This window comes from Sporosarcina sp. P20a, assembly GCF_002743175.1.
In the GTDB taxonomy this organism is placed as follows: domain Bacteria; phylum Bacillota; class Bacilli; order Bacillales_A; family Planococcaceae; genus Sporosarcina.
This window is the reverse complement of sequence record NZ_PDYT01000006.1, coordinates 99,878-125,840: the sequence shown is the minus strand read 5'-3', so window position 1 is coordinate 125,840 and position 25,963 is coordinate 99,878. Positions and strand designations below refer to the sequence as shown.

The following is a 25,963-nucleotide window of genomic DNA, read 5'->3' as shown; positions in this document are numbered from 1 at the left end:
GTGGCAAGTTCATTGTCCCCACTTCGGCGCTGGTGGATGGCTTTCGCGAGGAGCCAGAGACAGGAAGTTCGCCTGTCTTTGTCTCCTCGCTACGCCTACCACAGCAGTCGCCTTCGTTGGATTGGGTGTAGGGCAGTTCATATAGTTTTTTTTACTCGTTGTAGTTTTATCGGATTACGTTTCTGTTAAGAGTGCGTAAGAAGCGGCGTTGGGTTGTTGTTCTTGCACGTGCTTTTTCTTTTCCTGTTTGATCGGGAGGTTGTGGTTTAGCTGGTAATGTAAGTGGCAAGTCCATTGTCCTCACTCCGGCGCTGGTGGATGGCTTTCGCGAGGAGCCATAGACAGGAAGTTCGCCTGTCTTTGTCTCCTCGCTACGCCTACCACAGCAGTCGCCTTCGTTGGATTGCGGGTAGGAGGACAGTTCAGGTAGTTGTTTTTTGTCGTGGAAGTGCTATCGGATTACGTTTTTGTAATGGGTGCGTAATAAGCGGCGTTGGGTTGTGTTTCTAGCACGTGCTTTTTCTTTTCCTGTTTAATCAGGAGGTTGTGGTTTAGCTGTCTATGTAAGTGGCGAGTCCATTGTCCCCACTACGGCGCTGGTGGATGGCTTTCGCGTGGAGCCAGAGACAGGAAGTGCGCCTGTCTTTGTCTCCTCGCTACGCCTACCACAGCAGTCGCCTTCGTTGGATAGTGTGAATGGCAGTTCCTACACTTCTTTTGCAAGAAATACATAATAGATATCACGATGTCACTGAACTTCTTCCTATAAGAACCACAACTAGAATAAATACCACTCAGCAGCGCAGGCACAACTGCGGGGTAGGCCGTGGCCGGGAGACAACTGGCGGCACTTTGCCAGCTGGCTCCTGGCTGTAGGCAATCCCCCACGTGCCTGCGCGAGTCCAGAAAGAAGACATTCACTAACTTCAGTCCCCAACAACCAGTCGAGCAACGTCCCCGACGAAAAGTGCCAAAGACCCGCAGCCGCATAGTCTTTCAGTCAAACGTATTTCCAGGATGGGTAAGGTACACTAATTATTATTATTATTAGAACCACAACCTAAATAAATACCCCGCAGTAGCGCAGGCACAACTGCGGGGTAGGCCGTGGCCAGGAGACAACTGGCAGCACCACCGCCAGCTGGCTCCTGGCTGGAGGCAATCCCCCACGTGCCTGCGCGGGTCCAGAAAGCAGCCACTCGATGACTTCAGTATCCAACAACCAGTCGAGCAACGACCCCAACAAAAGTGCCAAAGACCCGCAGCCACATAGTCTTTCCGCCAACCGCGTTTGTAGGTTGGGTAAGGTACGCAATTTATCATTTTACTATCCTACTTAGAACCACAACTTAAATAACTACCACTCAGCAGCGCAGGCACAACTGCGGGGTAGGCCGTGGCCATGAGACAACTGGCAGCACCACCGCCAGCTGGCTCCTGGCTGTAGGCAATCCCCCACGTGCCTGCGCGGGTCCAGAAAGCAGACACTCACTAACTCCAATACCCAACGATCAGTCGAGCAACGCCCCCCCAACCAAAAATGCCGAAGCCACGCAGCCGCCTAGTTACTCTGCCAGCCGCGTTTGTCCGCCGGGTAATACACACATTGATCCGGTCCTCTTAAGTAAATCCAAAACATTGAAAAATACCAATGGTAGATACCCGACATGCGTTAAAAGCATTATATTTAAAAGGATGAATAGCATGAATGGTACAGAGAAACAATATATCAATATTATATTGACAAGTTAAAGCGCTTTCATGGTAGAATGGTAATGTCTATGACTACAAATAGAAAAGGGGAGATGGTCACATGAAGAAAAACTCACTTCGCCTACTGGCGTTAGTTTCCATGCTCGCGCTTCTTGTGCTCGCAGCTTGCGGTAACGACGAAAAAGCTGACGGCGACAAAGATGCAGACGGAAACAAAGAGGAAGGTAAGGCAGAGCAAGACTACAAGTTCTTGAGCTTACTTACTGGGGGAACACAAGGAACTTATTATCCACTAGGTGGATCTTTTGCTGAATTCATTACGCAAGAAACAGGAATCAAGACGACTGCTGAAGTATCTCAAGCATCTGCTGCGAACATGACAGCGCTTAAAGATGGAGACGCAAACATTGCATTCGTACAAACAGACATCGCCTACTACGCTTCTAAAGGTGAAATGATGTTTGACGGAGATGTAATCGACGAGGTATCTGCTGTAGGTTCACTTTATCCTGAAACAGTTCAATTGGTTACGTTGAAGAAAAGCAATATTAAGACATTTGAAGATCTGAAAGGCAAAAGCGTATCAATCGGTGCTCCAGGTTCTGGAACAGCCGCAAACGCTGAGCAATTACTTGAAATTCATGGTTTAGCTTTAAGCGATATCAAAGCACAAAACTTGGACTTCGGTGAGTCACAAGAAAGTCTACAAGCTGGACAAATTGACGCTGCATTCATTACAGCTGGAACTCCAACAGGTGCTGTTGAAGGTCTAAACGCTACTTCTGAAGTTTTCATTATTCCAGTAGAAGACGACAAGGCTGATGAATTAATTGAGAAATACCCATACTACGCTAAAGAAATGATTCCTGCTGGAACGTATGGTTCTGAAGTAGAGACGCCTGCAGTATCAGTAGGTGCAATGCTTGTTATGCAGAACGATATTTCTGAAGAACTTGGTTACCAGATCACAAAGGCGATTTATGAAAACGCTTCGAAAATTCAACATGCCAAAGGTGCTTTGATTAAAGCAGAAAATGGTTTGAATGGTATTGGTATTCCTGTACACCCAGGTGCACAGAAGTACTTTGACGAAGTGAACTAATAAACGGAGTTAGTTATCTGATAGGAGCACGTGGGGGCGGTAAAGCGAAAGCTTTGTCCGTCCCATTCTTAATTTTTTAAAGTAATTAGTGAATATCATACACTATTGTGCTTATTGCATGTACTGTAACAGAAAGGAATAAGCGGATGAAATCAAGAAAAATCGTTCTTCTGCTAACGTTTCTGATAGGAGTTGTAATGCTGATCATATTGTTTTTTCCATATAGACAAATGATCATACTAGAAGAGGTTCGGAGCGAACAGCCAAAGGCGTATTATCTTCCATTACACGAGAGTCGACATTTTCAAATTCATTATATTCATTCCATCCATTTGTCCAATGTGAAGGAGCAATATCGCATTACCGACAATGGAAAGCTCCGTTTCGAATTTATGCAGTATGAAGATGTAGCCATCGGATTACCAGGTTATGCAGAAGAAGGCGAAGTACTGCAAGTTGAAGATGGTGTTTATACGCTTACATTCGAAAACCGCGTGATAGATTCGTTTGTTCTCTACGTAGGTAGGGTGAATGCAGATCTGTCTTTGCGATATGAGCAACAAGATTATCATCTGAAAGAATTTCTTCAAAAGGGTCATTCTTATGAGTTTCATGTGGCGAAGGTTCCAAATTATAAGATGTTAAAAGGAGTCAGATTAAATGGAAAATAATAAAGATCGGGAAAAAGATATTCCCGCCATCTCCGATGAAGAAATGGGTACGCTTTCTGAACAAGAACAGCTCGAAATTCTTCAAAAGTACGACCCGGAATCCAATACAAGAGATTTGAAAGGCTTATTTGGTAAGATTGTGTTTTTCGGTTTATTGGCATTCTCAATTTTTCAGTTGTATACGGCGATTGGTAAGCCATTTACAGCTCAAATCCAGCGATCTATTCACTTAGGTTTTGCTTTATCACTTATATTCCTCATGTTCCCTGCTAGAAAAAAGATCGGTGTGCGCCGCGACAAAGTACCGTTTTATGATATTATTCTATCTTTATTGGCGATAGCAGTTGGTTTATACTGGCCACTATTTATCAACGAACTAGTATTTCGTGTAGGGCGAGTATCTGATCTCGATTTAATTATCGGTATTTTAGCCGTACTACTAACATTAGAAGCAGCGAGACGTGCGGTAGGAATGCCAATCACCATCATCTCAGTTGTGTTTCTGGCTTATGCATTCTTCGGGCCTTATTTCCCAGGGTTTCTCGCACATAGAGGACAAAGTGTGGAAAATCTCGTTCAATTAATGTTCTTTACAACGGACGGGATACTCGGTACACCGATTAGTGTATCCGCCACCTTCATATTCGTCTTTCTGTTGTTCGGGGCGTTCTTAGTGAAGACTGGTGTGGGTAACTATTTCAATGACTTAGCTGTAGTATTGGCGGGGCGATTGACTGGTGGACCTGCAAAAGTCGCAATATTCTCAAGTGCGTTGCAAGGTACTATTTCAGGTAGTTCTGTAGCCAACGTTGTAGGATCGGGTTCATACACGATTCCGATGATGAAGAAGCTAGGTTATCGTAAAGAATTCGCAGGTGGAGTGGAGGCAGCCGCATCTACAGGTGGACAGATTATGCCACCGATTATGGGAGCCGCTGCATTCCTGATGGTTGAATTCATCGGCGGTGTAACGTATTGGGAAATTGCCAAAGCGGCCGCTATCCCTGCGTTACTGTACTTCACTGGAATTTGGATCATGACTCATTTCGAAGCAAAGCGTGTTGGTTTGAAAGGAATGGATGCATCCCAGATTCCGAACCGTAAAGAAACACTGAAAAAGATTTATTTATTACTACCGATTTTAGGCATTATCGTCTTCTTGTTGATAGGAATTCCAACGATGAAGGCAGCATTACTCGGTATCGTACTGACTATCGCTGTGAGTGCAATCAGTAAGGAAACAAGAATTGGATTTAAAGATATGATTGACGCGTTAGTAGACGGTGCTCGTACAGCATTGGCTGTAGCAGCAGCGACTGCCTGTGCGGGTATTATTGTCGGGGTTGTGGTTAAGACAGGTCTTGGACTTAGCTTGGCAACGGGCTTGATCTCAGCTGCTGGCGGTAACGTTTTGCTGACATTAATTTTCACAATGTTCGCAGCTATCATTTTGGGCATGGGTTCTCCAACGACGGCAAACTATGTTATTACGTCTACAATTGCAGCGCCTGCCATCATTACATTATTAATGCTGGATGAGCCTACAGGTGCAGCTGTGCCGATTGTAGTGGCAGTATCTGCACACTTATTCGTATTTTACTTTGGCATCATTGCGGATATCACGCCGCCTGTTGCATTGGCTGCCTTTGCTGCTTCAGGTATTTCGGGTGGGGATCCGATCAAGACGGGTATTACTTCTGCCAAACTGGCAATTGCCGCCTTCATTATTCCGTATATGTTCGTCTTTAATCCGGCAATGCTAATGCTCGACTCGAGTGTAACGGAGATTGTATGGGTGACGTTGACTGCCATTGTCGGTATGGTTGCCATCGGGGCAGGCATAATTGGTTACTGGTATAGTAAACTGAACTGGATAATGCGAATTATAACGATAGGTACAGGCATGTTGTTGATCTATCCAGAAACGATGACAGATATCATCGGTTTAGTTTTATTCATCATCTTACTGGCGTTCCAGTGGATGGGGAACAAGAAAAATAATTCACCTAAATTAGCTTCTAATTAAATTACTCTTAAAAGACTTGTCGGCTTGAAATAAAGCTTGCAAGTCTTTTTATTTTATTTAGGATAAAAATTTTCGAAATCAATCTCTGGATTTTTGCGTTTTACTAGTCTGATTGAGTGAAAAGAACTAGATTAGATGGGATTTTCAATAAAGGACGAGACTAGTATAGACAAGGCTTTTACTGGAATGTGATTTGTGAAACACATGATAAAATAAAAGTCAAGAAGCCGAAGGACTAGAAATTCCTCGAACTAATTTGGACTAATTACGCAGTTTTACCATCGCGAGTTATGTATATACTACATGTAAGCGAATCAGTCATAACGAATAAAATATAGAGATCGGTACAGAAACCAATCAAATCGAAAAGGAGAGAAAATACTATGAATACACAAGAAACATGGTGGGAAAACGTGTTTGAAGGGCACTTGGCACATGGCTTTAACAAAGAACGGATGAGTGAGCTGGATCATGAAGAGTTTTTATATTTTGAGAATGAACCAATAGAGGAACAATTAAACCCCATGCAGTAAATGAAAGGAGAAGCGGCCCTGAATAATGTAATGAAATTCCATGAAAATCGGTAGTTTTTCTGATGGTATAGAAAAATTATCGATTTTTAATTTCTTTGTTTACAACCAGGATAGATAATGCTATTATAGTATTTGTGCTTGAGAGCCTAACTGGCTTACTTCAAAATGCACATCCTAGTAAAATCGATTCCGTAGCTCAGCTGGGAGAGCGCCACCTTGACAGGGTGGAGGTCGCTGGTTCGAGCCCAGTCGGAGTCATAGGTGCCAAACCTAAGTTATTTACCGTAGGAACACGGTTTATAACAATAAACAGTCCTATTAGACCGAATGTCTAGGGGCTGTTTTTTTATGTCTATATTTCAAATGAAGTTTTCATTACAATCAAATGATAGTACATACACTCACCAGTCATGCGGTGTATACTTATAGTGCGAATATGTATTTAGATAGGCAGGAGGAGTCATATACAATGAAAAGAAAACAGGTAACATCTAATGTAAAAGAATATACAGTGGAAGAACAGATAGAATTATTGCCGTATTTATTGAAGGTTATGTCAAAAAGCAGTAGAAATTCGGTGAAGTCTATTCTTACACGTGGCCAAGTTATGGTGGATGGTCAGATGACAACAAAACATAATCAGTCGTTAGCGCCTGGACAAAAGGTTGAAATACAAAGCAACAAAGCGGCTATAAACGTCTCGAAGTTAGTGGGTGTATCTATACTACATGAGGATGATGATATCATCGTGATCAATAAAGAGGCAGGCGTTCTTTCTGTAGCTTCAGAAAAAGAAAAAGATCAGACAGCCTATCGAGAAATTACAAAGTATGTCAAGAGAAGTCATCCTGAAAATCGTATTTTTGTCGTGCACCGTCTTGATCGAGATACATCGGGCGTAATGATGTTTGCCAAAAATGAAGAAACGCAGCAAGCATTGCAAAGTACATGGAATGAATCGGTAAAGGAACGTTTGTATACTGCACTTGTCGAAGGAAAAGTACGAACTGAATCAGGAACTATTTCTTCTTGGTTAACGGAAAATAGTGCATTCAGAGTCTATTCAAATCCTACCGACAATGGCGGACAGCATGCGATTACACATTATAGAAGAGTACAAGCAAATAAGGATTGTTCATTGCTAGAGGTTCTTTTGGAAACAGGTCGAAAAAATCAAATCCGTGTACATATGGAAGAATTGGGACACCCAGTTATAGGGGACAAAAAGTATGGTGCTATAGGCAACCCGTTGCGCAGAGTGGGACTTCATGCAACCGCATTGTCTTTTCTACATCCACGTACAGGGGAACTAGTTCGATTTGAAGCAGAAGTACCTCAGATCTTCGTTACGCGTTCAAAATAATACATCATGTATTTTGCAGTTCCTTGGAATCTCTGAGGAACTGCTTTTTCATGCCATTTCATTCAAATGAACGTTTGAATGTTTGAATTGACAAAATATCTGGAATTGCATATACTAAAGCTAATCAATCAAATGAACGATTGAATGATGGAAACGTTAAAATGAACGATTTTTTGAGAGGACTGATCACATGGCTTCTGAGAAAAATGTCTATCGCCTGCAAAATTTGTCGTGCACAAGTTGTGCCGAGAAATTCGAGAAAAATGTTCGGCAGATTGATTCTGTTGAAGATGTACAGCTGAACTTTGGTGCATCCAAGTTAACGGTTGCAGGAGAGGCCTCTATTTTACAATTAGAAGAAGCGGGTGCGTTTGACGGTATAAAGGTATTCCCTGAAAAGCAGCGGATTATTAAACAGCATACCCCTTTTTGGAAAAAACATGAAAATCAAACGACTATTGCTTCGTTAGTTTTACTATTAGCAGGGTATGCAGTATCTACCGCGAATGGTGCTAATAACTGGCTGTCGATTGCTTTGTTTCTTTCTGCCATATTAATCGGCGGATTCAGTTTAATGAAGGAAGGATTAACGAATCTATTCAAACTTGAATTTGATATGTCTACATTGATGACAATCGCAGTGATCGGAGCTGCACTAATTGGTGATTGGGCAGAAGGCGCGGTTGTGGTCTTCCTGTTCTCCGTCAGTGAAGCATTAGAAAGTTACTCAATCGATAAAGCGAGAAATTCCATTACGTCTCTAATTGAAATCGCTCCCACTACAGCGATTGTACTTCGTGGTACGAAAGAATTTGAAGTAGATGTGGAAGATTTACGAATTAATGATGTGATTTTGATTAAACCGGGACAAAAGATTGCGATGGACGGTGAAGTCATTCAAGGGGACTCATCCGTTAATCAGGCAGCAATCACAGGTGAGTCTGTGCCTGTCCATAAAGTACTAGGAGACGAAGTGTTTGCTGGAACGTTGAATGAAGAAGGTGTAATGCAAGTTCGTGTAACAAAGCTTGCTGAAGACACTACAATTGCCAAAATCATTCATTTAGTCGAAGAAGCACAGGCAGAAAAAGCACCGACACAGCAATTTGTCGATCGTTTTGCGAAATACTATACACCAGCCATTTTAGGTATTTCTTTACTGATCATGATCATACCGCCACTTTTACTGGGTGGAGTATGGGGTGACTGGTTCTATAAAGGTCTTGTCGTATTAGTAGTCGGCTGTCCTTGTGCATTAGTCATTTCAACACCTATAGCCATCGTTACCGCGATTGGTAACGCTGCACGTAATGGTGTGTTAATCAAGGGTGGCATTCATTTAGAAGAAACCGGACAAATCAAAGTCGTGGCGTTCGATAAAACAGGTACGCTAACTGAAGGGCGTCCGGAAGTAACTGATGTCGTGACGGTGTCCACATTAACTGAAGATCAAGTATTGCAACAAGCTGCTTCAATTGAGAAGTACTCCCAACATCCATTAGCCTCATCGATTATGCGAGCGGCAGAGAAATTACCACTAGGATTGCTAGCAGTGGAACAATTCCAATCGATTACAGGCAAAGGTGCAAAAGCTATGATTGGAGAGCACTTGGTTCATGTGGGAAGTCCGAATTTATTCAGAGAAATGAATACAGTCGAAGCATCAATTGAACAGCAGATTCTTACATTGCAGAAACAAGGCAAAACCGTCATGCTCGTCTGGTCTGAAGCAGGACTAGAAGGAATCATAGCAGTAGCTGATCAAGTCCGTAAAAGTAGCTTGAAAGTCATTGAGAAGCTTCATGAAATGGGCAAGAAGACTGTTATGCTAACGGGTGATAATCAATCAACTGCTTTAGCAATTGGAGCGCAACTTGGTTTGTCAGAAGTCAAAGCAGAATTATTACCGGATCAAAAAGTCGAGATGATTAAATCATTGAGTCAATACGGTAAAGTAGCAATGGTAGGTGACGGAGTGAACGATGCACCGGCTTTAGCTACAGCAAATGTCGGTATTGCGATGGGTGGAGCGGGAACAGATACTGCGCTTGAAACGGCAGATATTGCATTGATGGCAGATGACTTGGAGAAACTTCCATATACTATCAAATTAAGCGCACGCACGAAACAAATCATTCTTCAAAATATCTCAATCGCACTAGGTTTAAAAGTCATTGCGCTACTACTCATCATTCCAGGCTGGCTGACATTATGGATGGCGGTCATGGCGGATATGGGTGCCACAGTCATTGTAGTATTGAATTCATTGAGGCTCATGAAAAATAAAATATAATATAGTAGAAACTTCAGTCGAATAAATCGTCTGAAGTTTTTTCTGTTGAATAAAATGGTAGACTGATAACAAGAACAAACATGAGGAGTGTGGATTATTTGGCAATGAGCAGTCTAGAGCTTGAAATGATTATGAACAAACAGAAGCAATATTATACATCAGGAGTGACGCGCAGTATGTCATTCCGGAAAATGATGTTGGGAAAATTGTATAAAGCGATTCAGAAGCATGAAAAAGAAATCTCGGCTGCATTGCATCAAGATCTACACAAACATCCGCTTGAAGCGTATGTAGCAGAAACAGGATTTGTTTTATCGAGCATTACACATATGTTGGATCACTTGGATGAATGGGCAGCTCCTGAAAAGGTGAAAACGCCACTTCATTTACAACCAGCAACTAGCTTTATCGTAAAAGAACCATATGGCAGCGTATTGATTATTGGACCGTTCAACTATCCGTTCCAACTATTAATTGATCCACTAATCGGTTCAATAGCAACAGGGAACTGTACGGTGTTGAAACCTTCAGAAGATGCAGTGCATACGGCGGCAGTCGTAGACAAAATTATTACAAGTGTATTTCCGCCGGAGTTTGTATCCATTGTGCATGGTCACAAAGAAGAAACACAATTATTACTTGGGGCGCCATTTGATTATGTATTCTTTACAGGTAGTGCAAAAGTAGGGAAAATCGTTATGAAAGCTTGCGCGGAAAGATTGACTCCATTGACTTTAGAATTGGGTGGGAAAAGTCCAGCCGTTGTCGACCATACTGCAGATATTAAAAAAGCGGCGGAGAAAATCGTTTGGGGTAAGTTCATGAATGCAGGTCAAACATGTGTAGCACCAGACTATGTAATGGCTGACGCTTCGATTCATGATGAATTAATCCATGAAATGAAGAGTGCGATCCAGCGTTTTTACGGGGGTGACGCACAGAAAAGTGCTGATTACGGTCGCATCATAGCAGATCGTCATTTCGATCGATTAGCGAAAATATTAGATGAAGATCAAGCATATATCGTAGAAGGTGGCAAAACAGATGCTGCGGATAAATACATTGAGCCGACGATTTTAGCGCTATCAGACTGGAATAGCGCAAGTATGCAAGATGAGTTATTTGGTCCGATCTTGCCTGTCCTGCCTTATGATAATTTAGGGGTAGCACTTCAGCAAATTAGTATGTTGCCTAAGCCGCTAGCTGCATACTTTTTCACTGAGAACGATGAGGCCGCTAATCATTTCATTGAAGTATTGCCATTTGGTGGCGGATGTATCAATGACACCGTTTCTCATGTCGCAAACATTCATTTACCATTTGGTGGAGTAGGGCCATCTGGAATGAATCAATACCATGGAAAAGCAAGTTTTGAAACATTCTCCCATTCGAAATCGATGATGAAAAAGAGCACAGCAGTATCGGTGCCGCTCGCATTTCCTCCATACAAAGGAAAATTGCCATTAGTGAAGCGTTTCTTGCGCTAACGGTAAGGAAATCCAAACTTTTGTACACGCGCTTTGCTGGTTTTCGACTAGCAAAGTGCCTTTCTGGTCAACCATATTTTTTGAAATGAAGATACTAAGTCCTGCGCCATTTTCTGTTGTATATTCTGTCTCAAGATACACCTATCCACCTAGAGTACAGGGTGGATGCAATAAGAAAAGACGCGTATGATATAGGTAATTGATTAAGTAGATGCTACTTCATTAAACAGAATAAAAAGGCGTTTATGAATTACTTTTTGTTTATTTGCTATAATTATAAGAGTTATGCACCAACCTATTGGAGGAAACCATATGAACACGAAAGAATTACTATCAGTGCTACCTGTAAAAACCATCAAAGGAACATTGCCAGAAAATGTGACAGACGTGGCAGTGGATTCAAGAGCTGTTCAAGATGGAGGGGTATTTGTTTGTCTGAAAGGTTATACAGTGAACGGTCATCAATTCGTTAAGAGTGCATTGATGAGTGGGGCACGCGTCATTATCGCATCAGAGCCGATTATGATAGATGAAGATCGTACAGCAGTTGTCTATGTAGAAAACACATCAAAAGCAATAGAGTTACTGGCGTCTAAGTACTATCAGTATCCTTCAAAGCGCATGAAGATGATTGGTGTGACGGGAACCAATGGAAAAACAAGTGTTGGCAACATCATTCATGATATGCTGCGACAGACGGAAGAAAAAACAGCCGTTTCAGGTACGATTGGTTTTAAATTAAATGATATCCTTTATGAAACGGAAAATACTACGACCGATGTTTTGACAACGCAGCAAATGATTGCACAAGCAGCAAATGAAGGCTGTGAATCGATGATCATGGAAGTTTCTTCACACGGCTTAGTTGAAGGCCGACTGGCGGGAACTGAATTTGATATCGCGATTTTCACTAACTTAACGCATGACCATTTGGACTATCATAAAACGATGGAGAATTACAGTGCAGCGAAAGGTTTACTGTTTGCACAACTAGGTCAGCAACTTGATCAGCAAAAGTTTGCGATCATTAATGCAGATGATCCATGGAGTAGTAAAATGATCGAAATGACTTCTTTCCCCATTTTTACATACGGTATTCATGTGAAGTCTTCATTCCAAGCAACAGCGATTGACATGCATTCGAACTATACGAAATTTCAATTGCAAGCACCGGACGGAACGTTCTCCGTCAAGATGCCGTTAATTGGAGAGTTCAATGTCTATAATGCCTTGGCTGCAATTGCAGCGTTATATGCTAAAGGAATGGCGACAGAAGATATTTTACCGCTGATTGCGAATGTATCGACAGTGAAAGGCCGCCTGGAAAAAGTGGAGACCTCTCTACCGCTGACGATTTTCATTGATTATGCACATTCACCGGATGCGATTGAAAAAGCGATTGCGACCGTACAACCTTTAAAAAAAGAAGGCAACCGTCTATTATTCCTAATTGGAACGGGAGGCAATCGTGATCGACTGAAGCGCCCGATTATGGGAGAAAAAGCAGCTGCAGCAGATTATGTAGTCTTTACGACAGATGATCCACGAGATGAGCCGTATGAGTCCATTATATCGGAACTTAGTGCCACAATGCCGCATAATCAGTATGCATGTATAGGTGATAGAGAAGAAGCAGTCCGTCATACTATAGAGCAAGCGAATGCAGGAGATATCATCATATTTGCCGGAAAAGGTCATGAAGATTTTCAGATTATCGGCAATACGAAATATCCACATTCAGATGCAAAAATTGCCCTTCTGGAAGCAGCTAAAAAGTTTGGCGATACAACCATTAATAAATGAAGGACAGTTTGAATTTGAGAGTCTATAGTTTTTTAGTCAATTCAATGAAAATCATTGAAATGCATCCCTATTCTCTCTATGATAGAAAACGTAAGCAAAAGGAGAGTACGATTGATGCAAAAGAATAAACATGATGAAATTACATCGCGACGAACGTTTGCGATTATTTCTCACCCAGATGCCGGTAAAACGACAATTACTGAAAAGCTACTATATTTTGGCGGAGCGATTCGCGATGCAGGAACAGTTAAAGGAAAGAAATCAGGAAAATTTGCTACGTCTGACTGGATGGAAATTGAAAAACAACGGGGGATATCGGTAACTTCTTCGGTTTTACAATTTGATTATGCGGGCAAACGTGTCAATATTTTGGATACACCCGGACACGAAGACTTCAGTGAAGATACGTATAGAACATTAATGGCAGTAGATGCCGCCGTCATGATGGTTGATTCAGCTAAAGGAATTGAGCCACAGACGATTAAATTGTTCAAAGTATGTAAAATGCGCGGAATTCCAATCTTCACATTCATCAATAAAATGGACCGACAAGGTAAAGAACCATTGGAACTAATGGAAGAATTGGAAGAAGTGTTAGAAATCCAATCATACGCTATGAATTGGCCGATTGGTATGGGGAAAGAGTTTCTAGGCATTTACGATCGATTCAATGAACGTATAGAGTTGGCGCGCCCGAATGCAGATGAGGAACGTTTCCTCCCAATCGACGATGAAGGCGAGCTTGCAGTAGAGCATTCTATGAAAGAGACGTCTTATTATAAGCAAGCACTAGAAGATGTCATGCTATTAAATGAAGCAGGAAATGACTTTGATGAAGAACGTATCGCGAAAGGTGATTTAACACCTGTATTCTTCGGTAGTGCATTGACTAACTTCGGTGTTCAAACATTCCTAGAAACGTTTTTACAGTTCGCACCTGAGCCACAACCTCGGTTGACGAAAGATGCTGAATACGTAGATCCTGAATCTGATGTTTTTTCAGGTTTCATCTTCAAAATTCAGGCTAATATGAATCCTGCACATCGGGATCGTATTGCATTCGTCCGAATTGTATCAGGTGAGTTCGAGCGCGGCATGACTGTAACCGTTCCACGTCTATCGAAAAACTTTAAGTTAACTCAAACGACTCAATTCCTTGCAGATGATCGTGAAACTGTCAATCAGGCAGTAGCAGGCGATATCATTGGGTTATATGACACGGGTAACTATCAAATCGGTGACACGGTCATCAGCGGTAAAGCGAACTTCCAGTTTGAAGCCCTTCCGCAATTTACTCCTGAGCTATTTGTTAGAGTAAATGCCAAAAACGTAATGAAATCAAAACAGTTCCACAAAGGAATCCTACAGCTCGTGCAAGAAGGTGCTATTCAATATTATAAAACCTTGCATACTGAAGAAGTCATTCTGGGTGCAGTAGGTCAGCTTCAATTCGAGGTATTTGAACACCGCATGAGAGCGGAATACCATGTAGAAGTGCAAATGGAAACGATGGGATCCAAAGTAGCACGCTGGATTGAAAACGAAGAAGATGTGAAAGAGTCCATGGCAGGACAACGCGCGTTACTCGTAAAAGATCGACATGATCAAAAAGTATTCTTGTTTGAAAACAATTTTGCTATGCGTTGGTTCCAGGATAAATTCCCGGACATTAAGCTGTATAACCAATTATAATTTATATAACAAACATACCCGGTCGGATTAATGATAATCCGACCGGGTTATTTGTTAAAATTGTGAATAAGTTTTGTGCATATTCGCTATTATTCGAGCAAATCATGGTGAAAGTACTCTGTTCAGGTGGTATGGTGGAAAGATGAAAAGGCTTTCCCCAACTGGAGTGCTGAGAAGAGAGAGGAATAGATAAATGAAGATTAGTAGTTTTTCGGTCAAACGGCCCGTTTTTACGTTAGTCACTATGTTTCTTGTCATTATTTTAGGTGCGGTATCCTTCTTTAAAATTCCCGTTACATTGATTCCTGACCTAAATCCGCCTGTAGCGGTAGTTGTCACGAATTATGCGGGCGCTTCCCCAACAGAAGTGAGCGAGAAAATCACCAAGCCATTGGAAGAAAGTTTATCGACAGCCCCTGGCTTAAAGTCGATGCAGTCTTCTTCTCAAGAAGGAGCAAACTTAGTATTCTTACAATTTGATTGGGATTCCTCGATTGATGACGTCCAAATGGATATCCTCCAACGGATAGATCAAGTAGAAGTGCCTGATGGGGCGAACAAACCGCGTTTCATGAAGTTTGATCCATCTCAATTCCCAGTCATCCAACTATCTTTACGCTCCGTCGATAAAGATACGAATATACGGAAGATTGCAGAAGAGCTGGAGAAAGAATTACGCCGTATTGACGGTGTAGCCAGTGTGAACGTGTCTGGTAAAATCATTGAAGACGTCCAAGTTATTTTAGATCCTGATAAATTAAAAGAATTCGGTTTAGCGCAATCAGATGTCGTGCAGGCGATACAGGCTAGTAATGTATCCATGCCAGGTGATCCGATTGACACGAGTGATGGAAGAAAGCTAACTACAAGAATTTTAAGTACAGTTCAAAATATCTCGGATGTACGAGGGATTCAAATAGGTGCCAATCTTCAGACGGGTGACAAAATTAAAGTCTCTGACGTGGCGGATGTAGCATTATTGGAGCCGAAAGTACAAACCGAAACACGAGCCAATGATGAGCAGGCCGTACTATTGTCTGTACTTCAAGAATCAGGAGCAAATACTGCAACTGTCTCTAAAGAATTTAAAAAGTCATTAGATAAGTTATTGGAGAAAGATGCATACAAAGATATTGAATCCGATGTTATTTTTGACCAAGGGGACTATGTACAGCTGGCAATAGGCAATATCGGTCAGTCACTAATTCTCGGTGGGTTGTTCGCCATGCTCGTATTATTTGTCTTCTTACGTGGAATTAAGAGTCCAATCATTATTGGAGTAGCTATTCCGTATTCAGTTATTGTGACGTTCGTTCTCATGTATTTTGCAGACTTCTCATTGAATATTATGACACTCGGTGCACTTGCACTTGGTATAGGGATGTTAGTCGATAATGCTATCGTCGTAATAGAGAATATTGAGCGACATTTAGCTATGGGAAAAACACCAACAGAAGCTGCAAAAGATGGTTCAAAGGAAGTGGGCGGAGCTATAACCGCGTCTACGTTAACCACTCTAGCAGTATTTGTACCGGTAATCTTCATTACGGGGATCATTGGTCAAATCTTCACAGAGTTCGCGTTAACCATTTCGTTCAGTTTATTTGCATCGTTAGTCGTAGCATTGACTGTCGTGCCAATGCTTGCGAGTCGTTTATTGAAGACGCCTACTGAAGAAACACTTGAGAAAAAGAATCGTGTGAAGAAAAATCAGAGATTCGAAAAGACTGTCAAATGGGCATTGAGCCATCGTTTGATCGTGTTACTGATAACAACTGCTTTACTTGCAGGAAGCGTATTCGGGATTATAAAAGTAGGAACCGAATTCCTACCCGCTACGGATGAAGGAGCTTTCAGTATTACTGTTAAGTTACCAAATGGTGCTTCACTTGATGCGACAGATGACGTAGTTGAACGAATTGAAGAAGAAATGAAAAAGCAAGAAGATGTAGAAGTGTACGTCAGTTTAGTTGGGGGAACCCAGCAAAGTATGGCGCAAGGCGGATCAGAGAGTAATATGGCAGAAGTGTATGTGAAACTTATACCACTTGACGAACGCGATCGCTCTGTCTTTGAATTTGTAGATAAAGTACAGCCGATCGTTGAGGATGAAGTTGGGGATGACGCAGAAGTCAGTTTCAACTTGCAGACCGCTGCCGGTTCGAGTCCGAATACATTAACATTCTCCCTAAATGATACTAATGAAGAACGTTTAGGAAAAGCAGTATCAAAGCTAGATAAGAAGTTACGCGAGATGGATACCGTGACGGACGTTGAAAATGATTTAGTAGATACAGTGGAAGAAATAAAAATTGAAGTGGATCGTGAAAAGGCTTCAGATGTAGGATTGGCCCCCTATCAAATAGCGCAAACGGTTAGTGACGTTACGCGTGGTGTCTTTGCTTCACAAATCGTCTTTGAGAAAACAGGCGAAGTAGTCGGAGTAAACGTTGGGTATGATGAGCGTTTCCGCAATAGTATAGATAAATTAAAAGAATTGGAATTAAAAACACCACTGGATACGTTTGTTAAGTTGAAGGATATAGCAGATGTGGAAATCGCGGAAGGTCCTGCAGCGATTGTACGTGTAGATCAAGCACATTCGATCGCATTTACTGTGAAATATCTATCCAGTGAATCATTGGGAGATATGACGAAAAAGGTAAATAATATTATAGATGATCTGGATTTACCAAGTGAAGTGGAACTATCATATGGTGGAGATCGCGAACTATTTGAAAGTGCAATTAACGATATGCTGTTGGCAATAGTACTGGCAGTTGTATTAGTCTATATCGTAATGGCTGCACAGTTCGAATCGTTCAAATATCCATTTGTTATCATGTTTTCTGTACCACTCATGCTAATTGGTGTTTCACTTGCGTTATTCTTTACGAATACACCAGTCAGTGTAACGGCAGTCATAGGACTTCTCATATTGGTGGGAATTGTCGTCAATAACGGAATTGTGTTGGTTGACTATATTAATCAACGTAAAGAAGCAGGACTCAGTTCGTACGATGCGATCCTGTCGTCTGTACGCGACCGTGTCCGTCCAATCCTAATGACAGCTCTCACAACTATTCTGGGCTTACTACCGCTAGCACTAGGCCTTGGTGAAGGTTCTGAGTTGAATCAGCCGATGGGGATTGCAGTAATTGGTGGATTGATCAGTTCGACATTCCTGACGTTGTATATCGTACCGATCATTTACAGTTTGTTGGATCGGGAGACACGTAGAGGTATGAATAAGCCACAAAAAGCACAACCGATAACGGGAGATCAACCCGTCACGGTAACTGAAACAGTAACCGTGACCGAGACAGTAACGGAAACTGTAACTGTAAGAGAATCTAAGTAAATCATACTGCTGGCAGATGGAACTTTCCATTTGCCGGTATTTTTTTATGTGTTGAATAAATGGTGCTAAAGAAAAGTATAGTAGTACTAGTAAACAGTACAGTAGGGAGTCCCTTAACGATGTAACTGTTAATTTCATAACATCTATACTCTTAATTTAATAGCAAGATAGGCATCCCAAATCATTTGCAAATCAAAGTTATCATGTTATAATACTTTAAAAGTATCCGATATCTTAATAACTTTTGACGCAATGTCAAAGGGGAGTAGCTATAGGGAAACCTATTTCATAATCGTCAATACGTGACTGCCACAACGGTCATCGGTTATGATAGCTGGATTTTGAACGTGAAATTCCGACTTAGCGAGACCTTTGCCTATTTATTAGGTGAGGGTCTTTTTATTTTGTAGAAAACAAGGAGGAATTATGTTGGATCCGATTTTATTAGAATATGCATGGGTACTCTTAGTACTAATCGTACTCGAGGGCCTATTAGCAACAGACAACGCAGTCGTAATGGCAGTAATGGTAAAACACTTACCGAAACTTCAACAAAAGAAAGCATTATTTTATGGTTTACTAGGGGCATTCGTCTTCAGATTCACTGCACTATTTATGATTACGTTTTTAGTGAAGTTCTGGGAGATACAAGCGATCGGTGCCATTTATTTACTGTTTATATCCGGTAAAAGTATATACGATAAAGTTACTCATAAGCCGGAAGGGCATCCGAAAAAGAAGCCGAAAAAACAATCAGGTTTCTGGATGACCGTGTTGAAAGTGGAACTTGCCGATATCGCGTTCGCATTGGACTCCATGCTTGCCGCTGTTGCACTTGCGGTAACGTTGCCGGAATTAGGTAACTTCCACGTCGGTGGCATCAACGGCGGACAGTTCATTGTAATGTTGCTAGGTGGTATGATTGGTTTAATTATGATCCGTTTTGCAGCGAAACAATTCGTGGTTATGCTTGAAAAATACCCAACATTGGAAACAGCAGCATTCTTAATTGTAGGATGGGTAGGTGTAAAGCTAGTTGTGTTAACTCTGGCACATCCTGCACTCCTAATCATTCCAGAATCATTCCCGCACTCTACATTGTGGAAAACGACATTCTGGGTTGTGTTATTAATCCTAGCAATCGGCGGATATCTACTGGCCGTTGCAAAGTCTAAAGTGAAAGCTAACAGATAATACGAAAACAGTCTCTTCCAAGTCAATTGGAGGGACTGCTTTTTTCTTCTGTAGTGTAGAAGAGTGTAAAGTTCTGTATATAGCTATCTTTTCATCATGGGATTTGATAAAGTAGGAAAATGAAGTTTCCGTTATGAAAGGAATTTGAAAAGATGAGGCTTTCCAGGGAAGTTTTTCATAAGTTTACTCCAGCACAGATTATCGCCTTCTACTACTTTTTGGCAATTGCATCCTCTTTTCTCTTGTTAAATTTGCCGGGTGTATATAAACCGGGAGTGAAAGTGGCCTTTATAGATAGTTTGTTTACCGCTGTGAGCGCTGTGAGTGTAACGGGGTTGTCACCTATTAGTATAGGAGAGACATACTCTGTATTCGGCCTATGCATGATCATGCTCGTACTTCAACTCGGTGGTATCGGCATCATGTCATTAGGAACATTTTTCTGGCTACTTGTAAAGAAGAAAATCGGCATGAGAGAGCGACAACTGATTATGATAGACACGAATCAGTATACATTACAAGGTGTCGTTCAATTAATTCGTCAAATCATCCAACTGATCGTAGCCATAGAGATTATTGGTGGCGGTATTTTAACCTTATATATTTATCGTTTTTATAATTCATTTAGTGAAGCGTTGTTGAATGGAATGTTCATGGCAGTTTCTGCCACTACCAACGCAGGTTTTGACATTACCGGTTCATCGATGATGCCTTATCATGATGATTACATCGTGCAGCTACTACTTATGATATTAATTATTTTAGGTGCTATTGGGTTCCCAGTTCTGATTGAAGTGAAAAGTTTCTTTTCGAAAAAAGTACCGCATTTTCGTTTTTCGCTTTTTACCAAGATTACGACGGCAACATTCGGAGTTCTATTGCTCGTAGGTACATTAACTATTTGGTTGCTAGAATCATTTAATTCATTTAAAGGAATGAGCTGGCATCAGCAATTTTTCACGGCGTTATTCCATTCAGTTTCAGCACGATCTGCAGGTCTTGTGACGTATGACGTGACGCAATTTAGTGAAGCGACAGATATTTTTGTCAGTGCGCTCATGTTCATTGGTGCTTCACCCAGTTCAGTTGGTGGCGGAATTCGCACGACGACGTTTGCTATTGCACTATTATTTCTCATAAACTTTGCAAGAGGAAATGATGTTATACACATTTTCAAACGCCAGATTAAGCTGATTGACGTATTTCGATCGTATGCAGTCATTCTCGTAGCGTGTTTTATGGTGTTGGCTGCATTATTGTTGTTGTTAGTTACGGAGCCTGGGATACCTGTTATTCCATTATTATTTGAAATTACTTCAGCCTTCGGAACATGTGGTATGTCACTCGGCATTACAAGTGAATTATCAGTGTTTGGGAAGCTAATCATTATGGTACTCATGTTCATCGGTCGAGTAGGATTAATATCTTTCATCTATACGATAGGTGGCAAGTCGAATAAAACACCTTATCATTATCCAAAAGAGCGTGTCATTATCGGCTAAAATGAATTGGAAAAGAGATGTCTCGGAAATCATAACGAGGTATCTCTTTTTGTTTAGATTAACGTTTGGGTGAAAATTTCAAGAGCAAGAGCAAGAGCAAGAGCAAGAGCAAGAGCAAGAGCTGGGGAAATGTAAGTGAATTTGTGAGTGCGTGGGATGGAAGCTCCAGTAGGCGGACGCTTCCATCCTACTTTGCTAGTGCGAGTATTTAGATCACTCATTGCCTATGGTGTGTGAAGTGTTATTGTGTTTTAACGTATTTAAGTTCAAGTACTGAAGTTTAAAATCGATTACAACACGTACTTTAATGCACAACAAAAAGTATCAACCACCAAAATCCCAACCCCAACATCCTGCTAACCAGACCATTCACTGCTATACCTCACAAAGCAAAAGAGCTATCACAAGAGGTCATATCAATTATGACCTTTTGGACAGCTCTTTTTTATTAATACACTGTTTCTAGTACTTGTTCAGATAGATGGTAATGCTGTGCCTCTTCACCTGGTGTGTATTGGATAATTAGATAACCAAGATCCTTTATGACAGATAGATCCTCTTTCAATTTGGCAACGGTCCTTGTGACGAAGACCTGCTTGCGAATTGTTCGCTCAGTATAACCGGTTGACTCAAATGATTTACCAAGCAAATGAGGAGAACGTACAAGAATTTGATAGATAGTCTTTAACTCATCTTCGGGTAGAGTAGTATTCCACCATATCTTCCTTGGTAAGAACTTTTGATGAAGTAAATAATCCATTTTTAGTAGACTGACTACTATAGAAGTATCCACTTTCATTATTTCAATCAGAAAGCGTTCTAGACGAGTGAATAAGTCTTCGAACTGATGACCGATTCGTGACCAGCCTTGCTTCTCCCAAAATGCGCCGAATAATTGGAAAAAGTCGAATGGTGTATCTACCAATTCCGTGACAATATACTCCATAGAGTGTATGAATCGACCCGAATTCCAATATTTCTCGAGAATGTCTTCTGTTTGTTTGATTTTTAGCATATCATCAAAGGACAGGACATTATTTGATACAATTTCATAAGGAGCGGTGTCGATGTAACGATAACCATATTGTTCTGCTTGGATCCGTAAACCAGTTCCGCGCAGAAGTTTCAAAAATCCTAACTGTAATTCTTCAGGTCGTAAAGCAAACACTTCATTAAATGTGTCGCGGAAAGATGCGTAATCTTCTTCGGGTAGTCCGGCAATTAAGTCAAGATGCTGATCAATTTTTCCACCTTCTTTAACCATCGTTACCGTACGAGATAATTTAGTGAAGTTTTGTCTTCTCTTAACTAGTTCATTTGTTAGGTCATTAGTAGATTGAACCCCGATTTCAAATCGGAACAGGCCTTTAGGCGCGGTGTCGTTTAAAAACTGAATCACTTCTGGTCGCATGATATCGCCTGTAATTTCAAATTGAAATACGGTTCCAGGAAGATGTTCATCTATTAGAAATTGGAACATTTCCATTGCATAACTTCTACTAATATTGAATGTACGATCGACAAATTTAATCGTTTTAGCGCCATGCTGCATTAAATAGCGGATGTCTTCTTTTATGGCTTCTCGATTGAAGTATCTGACACCCACTTCAATTGAGGAAAGGCAGAATTGGCAAGAAAAAGGGCAGCCGCGGCTTGTTTCGATATACATTACACGATTTGAAAGATGCGGAACATCCTCTGGAAAACGAAAAGGAGAGGGGAGTTCACGAAGATCCAATTTAGGACCTGGAGCAGTAATCTTTAATTTTCCTTCTTCGCGATATGCAATGCCTTGTACAGAAGAGAGTACAGTTTGTCCATCTACTGCTTGAAGTATATCTTTAAATGTCTTTTCGCCTTCGCCTATCGCAATAATATCGATTTCGGGTACTCTTTTTAACCACTGATCATAGTCATACGTCACTTCAGGTCCACCACAGACTATAATGGTTTTAGGACTTGTCAGTTTCAGCAGACGAATTACTTTTATTGTTTCTTCTATATTCCAAATATATACGCTAAAACCAACGACGTCTGGCGAATGTTGATATAGCTCTGAGACGATGGATAGTGTAGGATCATGAATAGTGAATTCAGCTAGTTCGCAATGGAATTCTGGTGCTGCATAAGCCTTTAGATAGCGAATAGCAATATTCGTGTGTATATATTTAGCATTTAATGTAGATAGAACGATGTTCATGATAAAACTCCTAATCTTAAAATAATGTGAGGATATAAAAAACATAAAAAAGACTATAGGCCTATGTGAACGAGTACGTCAATATGGCATAATAAGAATCAATCAGGATTTATTTCCAAATTTGAAAATACGTTACAGATTCATGATAAAAAGTTGCAATTAAGTTGAGGGGGTACTGCTATAGTGTTAAACACACTAGATATCAATCGTTATCTAGAAAGTTCACTTTTTAAAATCGTCTTAGACGAAGACGGCGATATACTTGATATGACAGAAGCTGTTAAATTACTAATGCCTAAAGACTTTATACCACATCATATATCTGAAATATTTGATCTTAGTTTATTGCAACAAATAGAGAAACGCTTACTTCTTTCTAAAACAGAAACGATAGCGGATCAAAATGTATTGACTGGTTTCCTAGACGTGCCGAATAAAAATCCAGAACCTTGTTATATTATATACCAGCAATATAGGGGTAGGGCGATTTTAACAATAAAAATTGGCGAACAAAATCATAAATTACATCAACTATATGAAAGCGCCTATGTCACAGCGACTATGCCAATGGCGCTTGTGAATGAATCCGGTTATATTATTTCGACGAATGATTTATTTTCGGAAATATTCCCAGACCAAATTTCTAAAGAACTATTACATTTACAAGATCTTTTTAATTTGATGGTTCCAACTTCCGCATTTGCTTTTGAAGAATATATTTTAAAAGCACTAACACAAGAAACCTCGACAGTGAAAATGTCATACACATCTAAGGGAATGCAAAGTTACCAAGATGTTAGCTTAAAATTAGATTGTAAAACACAAATGTTCATTTTACGAATTGAAGATATTACCGAGCGTGAACGCTTGTTTGATCAACTGGCTCACTCCGACCAATTATCCACGACTGGCGAAATTGCTGCAAGTATTGCGCATGAAGTACGCAATCCGATGACGACATTACAAGGGTTTCTCCAACTACTGGAACATGAAGTAACGGGTAATGCCAAAATGTATGTTTCAGTCATTCAAGATGAGGTCAAGCGTATGAATGATATATTAAATGAGATGTTAGCCATGTCAAAACCGGCTGTTGATGAAATCACGATATTCTCTTTATCTGTTTTAGTAGAGGATGTGCTACTATTGCTTCGTCCTAAAGCATTATTGGATCAAATTAATATAGTAAATGAAATCAGTGCTAAAGAGCCGGTGCTTATTCAAGCAAACCCCAATCGTATTAAACAAGTGTTTATTAATCTTTTGAAAAATGCAATGGAAGCAATGAGTGCAAAAGGTACATTGTCTATTTTGATAAGCGAGACTGATCAGGAAAGCGTAGATATCTTTATATCTGATACAGGGGTTGGAATGAAAGAAGAAATGCTGGAAACTATTTTCTTACCATTTATTACGGATAAACCAGGAGGAACAGGTTTAGGACTTCCGTTTGTTAAAAAAACTGTTCAAGAGCATGGTGGCTCTATTTCAGTTACTAGTGAGATTGGCGAAGGTACAGTTTTCCATTTATCGTTTCCTAGAGTTTCGGTATCATTATAAAAATAATTATAAGACCATATTGAAAAAGGCCAAATCCAGAGGATCGGCCTTTTTCAATATGCAATATTACTTGATTGTTGCTGCCATATCTTTGAAGTCTTTTAGATGTTCATTATCTTCTTTAGCATAAATGGTTACACGAATTAATTTGTCTTCACGTTCGATGACATAGCCTGTAAAATGACCTTCGGGAGAATCTACTTCTGCACCTTTAACCGATTTGATATCGTCAGCTTGTGGAAGATCTGCTTCATCTGTGAGCTCAACCGGAGTTTCACCGTCACTGGATGCTTTCAATAATTCTAGAGTATTTTCATAGAGTTCATCAAACGTATAAGACTCTTCATCTTTAGGCATAGTTTCGATACGCATGAACATTTCGCTATCTTCTTCTAGAATCAGACTGTCTCTGCCTGGTTCTTCACTTGTAAGTTTATATCCAGGGAACACCATCATGGAGTAATCCTGTTCATCGCTTGCTGTTTCCACAGCGTCTTTCATAGCATCCACGCTTGTTTTTTCGTCGCTGTCTGTTTCAATTTCAGCTTCATTTTCGGTAGAAGTGTCTTCTCCTGCATCTGTTTCGGGAGCAGCAGGTTCTTCTATAGCATTACCTGTTGTTTCTTTTTCAGGGTCTACATCAGAAGTTCCGCACGCAGCCAGCATAATAGAGGCTGTCAGTGAAGTGAAAATAATACGCCATTTGTTGTTCATATGTAACCACTCCTTCATATACTATTCTATTCTATTCTATTAGACGGACTACAGCGAGGAAGGTTTCATTCTTGTAAACTATTATTCAAGATGGTATAACGTTTATGATTGATTACTGTTTTTTCCTGCATTACCAATGCATCAAAACTCTCCATATACGCTAAGTTTACAATTACAGAGTTTTCGTTCACCTTTTCAACAATTCCTTGTAAGCCTTCTTTGAATTCAATGATATCACCAATTTCTGCGATCGTCATTCTAGTCATCCTTTCTTCAATCATCAATTAGGTCATACGAAATGATAAAGATGTAAAAATGGGAATTCCTTTCTAGTTTGCCCTATTATCTATGAAACGTAAAGACTTATTTTATAGAAATGAAAGAACATTACATAAACATATTGTCGCTAAATGTCGAGAATATTGCGGTTTAACAATAGTGAGTTGTTGGTATATTAAAGGATAGGGTAATTACAGATGGAAGGTGTGCAAGTAGTGCATAATTGTAAATTAGAAATAGAACGTGTGAGAGAACAATTAATCCAAGTTGCAGAAGAATACGGTATGAACGCCGAAGGCACCATTGAACTTAGTCGTAAATTAGATGTATTAATTAATGAATTCAATGAGAAAAATGAAATAAAACTACCCTGAAATTATTCCTGAATTCAATGTTTAACTCATAATAAAAGTGGGGATAATATAAAAGAACACAGCAACATTCTCATTTCCCCCTTTTGTGGACCAATC

The 25,963-nt window shown here is 40.5% G+C and carries 17 protein-coding genes and 1 tRNA gene; 15 read left to right on the top strand and 3 right to left on the bottom strand.

Annotated features, from left to right (window positions below):
* Nucleotides 1–1,813: 1,813 nt before the first annotated feature.
* The 13 genes from CSV72_RS08365 to CSV72_RS08310 all read left to right on the top strand — a co-directional run bounded on the left by CSV72_RS08365 (nucleotide 1,814) and on the right by CSV72_RS08310 (nucleotide 20,740).
* The gene (locus CSV72_RS08365) at nucleotides 1,814–2,815 is read left to right on the top strand and encodes a TAXI family TRAP transporter solute-binding subunit (RefSeq protein ID WP_099677959.1); all 1,002 of its coding nucleotides are present in this window, start codon (nucleotides 1,814–1,816) and stop codon (nucleotides 2,813–2,815) included.
* 197 nt (nucleotides 2,816–3,012) lie between these two features.
* Nucleotides 3,013–3,486, top strand: a complete 474-nt coding sequence (locus CSV72_RS08360) for a DUF1850 domain-containing protein (RefSeq protein ID WP_233191183.1) — start codon at nucleotides 3,013–3,015, stop codon at nucleotides 3,484–3,486.
* Nucleotides 3,476–5,512: a TRAP transporter permease gene (locus CSV72_RS08355; RefSeq protein ID WP_369802894.1), complete on the top strand. Its 2,037-nt coding sequence runs from the start codon at nucleotides 3,476–3,478 to the stop codon at nucleotides 5,510–5,512. The genes CSV72_RS08360 and CSV72_RS08355 overlap by 11 nt, the downstream gene beginning before the upstream one ends.
* 383 nt (nucleotides 5,513–5,895) lie before the next feature.
* Nucleotides 5,896–6,045 carry a hypothetical protein gene (locus CSV72_RS16885; protein WP_199170072.1) on the top strand — a complete coding sequence of 50 codons (150 nt, stop codon included), beginning with the start codon at nucleotides 5,896–5,898 and terminating at the stop codon, nucleotides 6,043–6,045.
* 185 nt (nucleotides 6,046–6,230) lie between these two features.
* Nucleotides 6,231–6,303 (top strand) — tRNA-Val (locus CSV72_RS08350).
* 211 nt (nucleotides 6,304–6,514) lie between these two features.
* On the top strand, nucleotides 6,515–7,408 hold the full coding sequence (locus CSV72_RS08345) for an RluA family pseudouridine synthase (protein WP_099677957.1): 894 nt from the start codon (nucleotides 6,515–6,517) through the stop codon (nucleotides 7,406–7,408).
* Between the two features lie 190 nt (nucleotides 7,409–7,598).
* Complete coding sequence (locus tag CSV72_RS08340; protein WP_099677956.1) at nucleotides 7,599–9,701, top strand: heavy metal translocating P-type ATPase; 2,103 nt, start codon at nucleotides 7,599–7,601, stop codon at nucleotides 9,699–9,701.
* Between the two features lie 98 nt (nucleotides 9,702–9,799).
* Nucleotides 9,800–11,188, top strand: a complete 1,389-nt coding sequence (locus CSV72_RS08335) for an aldehyde dehydrogenase (RefSeq protein WP_099677955.1) — start codon at nucleotides 9,800–9,802, stop codon at nucleotides 11,186–11,188.
* Nucleotides 11,189–11,500: 312 nt separating this feature from the next.
* Nucleotides 11,501–12,991 (top strand): UDP-N-acetylmuramoyl-L-alanyl-D-glutamate--2,6-diaminopimelate ligase, encoded by a 1,491-nt coding sequence (locus tag CSV72_RS08330; RefSeq protein ID WP_099677954.1) that lies wholly within the window; start codon nucleotides 11,501–11,503, stop codon nucleotides 12,989–12,991.
* Nucleotides 12,992–13,105: 114 nt separating this feature from the next.
* Nucleotides 13,106–14,683, top strand: coding sequence for a peptide chain release factor 3 (locus CSV72_RS08325; protein WP_099633031.1), 1,578 nt, complete (start codon nucleotides 13,106–13,108; stop codon nucleotides 14,681–14,683).
* A gap of 193 nt (nucleotides 14,684–14,876) precedes the next feature.
* Entirely contained in the window at nucleotides 14,877–18,044 is a 3,168-nt protein-coding gene (locus CSV72_RS08320) for an efflux RND transporter permease subunit (RefSeq protein ID WP_099677953.1), read from the top strand.
* 429 nt (nucleotides 18,045–18,473) lie between these two features.
* Nucleotides 18,474–19,238, top strand: a complete 765-nt coding sequence (locus CSV72_RS08315) for a TerC family protein (protein WP_099677952.1) — start codon at nucleotides 18,474–18,476, stop codon at nucleotides 19,236–19,238.
* 152 nt (nucleotides 19,239–19,390) lie between these two features.
* Nucleotides 19,391–20,740: a TrkH family potassium uptake protein gene (locus CSV72_RS08310; protein WP_099677951.1), complete on the top strand. Its 1,350-nt coding sequence runs from the start codon at nucleotides 19,391–19,393 to the stop codon at nucleotides 20,738–20,740.
* Nucleotides 20,741–21,188: 448 nt separating this feature from the next.
* On the opposite strand, the gene CSV72_RS08305 is transcribed toward CSV72_RS08310, so the two are convergent.
* Complete coding sequence (locus tag CSV72_RS08305) at nucleotides 21,189–22,940, bottom strand: B12-binding domain-containing radical SAM protein (protein ID WP_099677950.1); 1,752 nt, start codon at nucleotides 22,938–22,940, stop codon at nucleotides 21,189–21,191.
* Nucleotides 22,941–23,123: 183 nt separating this feature from the next.
* Here CSV72_RS08305 and CSV72_RS08300 point away from each other — a divergent pair, with 183 nt between their 5' ends.
* Entirely contained in the window at nucleotides 23,124–24,500 is a 1,377-nt protein-coding gene (locus tag CSV72_RS08300; RefSeq protein WP_099677949.1) for an ATP-binding protein, read from the top strand.
* Between the two features lie 66 nt (nucleotides 24,501–24,566).
* Here the strand turns inward: CSV72_RS08300 and CSV72_RS08295 are convergent, their stop codons facing one another.
* The gene (locus CSV72_RS08295; protein ID WP_099677948.1) at nucleotides 24,567–25,214 is read right to left on the bottom strand and encodes a hypothetical protein; all 648 of its coding nucleotides are present in this window, start codon (nucleotides 25,212–25,214) and stop codon (nucleotides 24,567–24,569) included.
* Nucleotides 25,215–25,279: 65 nt separating this feature from the next.
* On the bottom strand, nucleotides 25,280–25,471 hold the full coding sequence (locus CSV72_RS08290; RefSeq protein WP_099677947.1) for a YkvS family protein: 192 nt from the start codon (nucleotides 25,469–25,471) through the stop codon (nucleotides 25,280–25,282).
* Nucleotides 25,472–25,708: 237 nt separating this feature from the next.
* On the opposite strand from CSV72_RS08290, the gene CSV72_RS08285 reads away from it, so the two are divergent.
* On the top strand, nucleotides 25,709–25,867 hold the full coding sequence (locus CSV72_RS08285) for an aspartyl-phosphate phosphatase Spo0E family protein (protein WP_233191181.1): 159 nt from the start codon (nucleotides 25,709–25,711) through the stop codon (nucleotides 25,865–25,867).
* Nucleotides 25,868–25,963 lie beyond the last annotated feature (96 nt).